General features: G+C 34.0%; 3 protein-coding genes. All 3 read right to left on the bottom strand.

Annotation, left to right across the window (positions count from 1 at the left end; translation table 11 throughout):
- Positions 1 to 406: 406 nt before the first annotated feature.
- Genes WB217_RS01870 through WB217_RS01880 form a run of 3 tightly spaced genes read right to left on the bottom strand, consistent with a single transcriptional unit; the run spans position 407 to position 1,606 of the window.
- The gene (locus WB217_RS01870; protein WP_423990116.1) at positions 407 to 625 is read right to left on the bottom strand and encodes a helix-turn-helix domain-containing protein; all 219 of its coding nucleotides are present in this window, start codon (positions 623 to 625) and stop codon (positions 407 to 409) included.
- A 10-nt stretch (positions 626 to 635) separates the two neighbouring features.
- Entirely contained in the window at positions 636 to 1,115 is a 480-nt protein-coding gene (locus WB217_RS01875) for a DUF2975 domain-containing protein (RefSeq protein WP_423990118.1), read from the bottom strand.
- A gap of 23 nt (positions 1,116 to 1,138) precedes the next feature.
- A complete protein-coding gene (locus tag WB217_RS01880) occupies positions 1,139 to 1,606 on the bottom strand; it encodes a DUF2975 domain-containing protein (protein WP_423990120.1) in 468 nt (155 codons plus the stop codon).
- Positions 1,607 to 1,920 lie beyond the last annotated feature (314 nt).

Raw genomic sequence — 1,920 nt, forward strand, 5'->3', positions numbered from 1 at the left:
GATAATATTCAGTTCGCTAATTATAGGGAAAATCTATTTCGTGAAAAATCCTGCTTCAAAAGTGGAGTTCACATGGTGAATTTTTATGATTAATTCAAATGTAAAAAAAACCCTGCAAATGTAACAGGTTCTGTTTTGAAGTGCAAAATGTCAATTAACAATATAATACGCATCTTAATTAGCACAACCTTTAACAACAATAAAACAGGGGAATCAGAATAACGGGTTCCCTTTTGAGGTGCAAACATTACAAATTACATCATATTTTTGTCACTAAAATCAATGCAATTCTCTATGGCATCCTCTAAGCAAATAACGTCAATAAACAAAAAGAAGGGATAGCTCAATGGCTATCCCTTAAATTCTCTATTGACTCCTGTTATTTAAATTAATTTGTTGTTTGTTTTTATCGAGTGTCTTCGTCGCTTTTGTACTCCAAAATATCACCTGGCTGACAATCCAAAGCCTTACATATCGCTTCTAATGTTGAAAAACGAACCGCTTTTGCTTTCCCGTTTTTCAGAATGGAAAGGTTCGCCATCGTAATTCCAACCCTCTCCGAAAGCTCCGTTACGCTCATTTTCCGTTTTGCTAACATCACATCAATATTAATAATAATTGCCATATCCTCCACCTCAGACCGTCAAATCATTTTCTGATTTTATGTTAATCGCTTCTTGTAGAAGACGTTGGAGGATAGCAGCAAAAACGGCGATAACCAGCGAAGTAAAAATGATAATGAGCCCCAATAATCCAATAGGAGGGTCAACTTTCTTCGCTATAAAATGAAAGAGTGGCAAACCTAATACATACCAACCACTGATTGTAATCGCACAGCACTTTATGTTCTTTAACGCTTTTACAGATAATTCCGAGAACGCTGTGTTCTCGTCAATGTACCGTAAAAGATTGAAAGCCTGATAGAGAGCAAAGTAAAAAGGCACAGCCGCTCCATACATCACGATAAAAATGAGATATTTCATTGGAGCAATATTTGAATACAATTTTGCTGCGAAATTCGCCAAATGGGGCACTAAAAATATACATAAAGCAAGAACCAGTAGTCCTATAATAAAAACAGCTATTTTTAAAAACAATGTTGTGACTTCTTTCAAAAAAAACACCTCACATTTTTATTTCATTTTTCTAGGAAATTTTTAATTGGTATTTGAAGAACACTTATAAAAGTTGCAACGATACTTGTCACTAAAATGCCCATTAGACTTAGTGATATAGGACCTGCTGCGTCATCTCCTGTGATTTTAGCAAGCACCATTAAACTTACTATTCCTAACAAAATGAGAAAAATAACTGTAAAAGCACATTTTTTAATAACCCTCAAAGATTTAAGGGATAATTCAGAGAGAGCATTGTTCTTTTCGATGTAGGTTAATAGTTTATATGCTTGATACAACGCAACAGAAAACGCAATACAGAATCCGTATGCACATACTAAAAAGGGGATTAGGAAGTAAGCCGTATCTGGATGTACTCTTGCATCTCTAACGGCTATCTCAGGCAACCAGATACACAATGCAAGCACGGCAATTCCAGCCAGAAAAATAATTACCTTTAAGAAAGTTGTTGAACCTTGTTTAACATTCATTTAAAGCACCTCACCGATTTAATAATAAAATGACTTTAACACACAATTTATCGTTTTTCAATAAACTAATATTGATATTGATTATATTATTATTGTTATAGTTATATCCTTTTACTTTAAATTGTGAAATTTACAACTAGTTCAACAAAAAGTCTTTATCTTTTAAAAGGTTAAGCAGAAACATATCAACCACTTCGCTCTCACTGTATTCTGTATATTCCGCATAGGTTTTACGATAGCTCGTACACGTTCCGATACAATCTAGTCTACATTGTGAGCATTGTTGTTTTTTGGCTTAATCACCTTCAATAATC

Origin of the sequence: Mesobacillus sp. (assembly GCF_049588175.1) — a bacterium.
GTDB lineage: Bacteria > Bacillota > Bacilli > Bacillales > Cytobacillaceae > Mesobacillus.

Excerpts from the sequence above, each read along its gene's own strand:
- WB217_RS01870 (WP_423990116.1), bottom strand. The coding sequence starts at position 625 with ATGGCAATTATTATTAATATTGATGTGATGTTAGCAAAACGGAAAATG.
- WB217_RS01880 (WP_423990120.1), bottom strand. The coding sequence starts at position 1,606 with ATGAATGTTAAACAAGGTTCAACAACTTTCTTAAAGGTAATTATTTTT.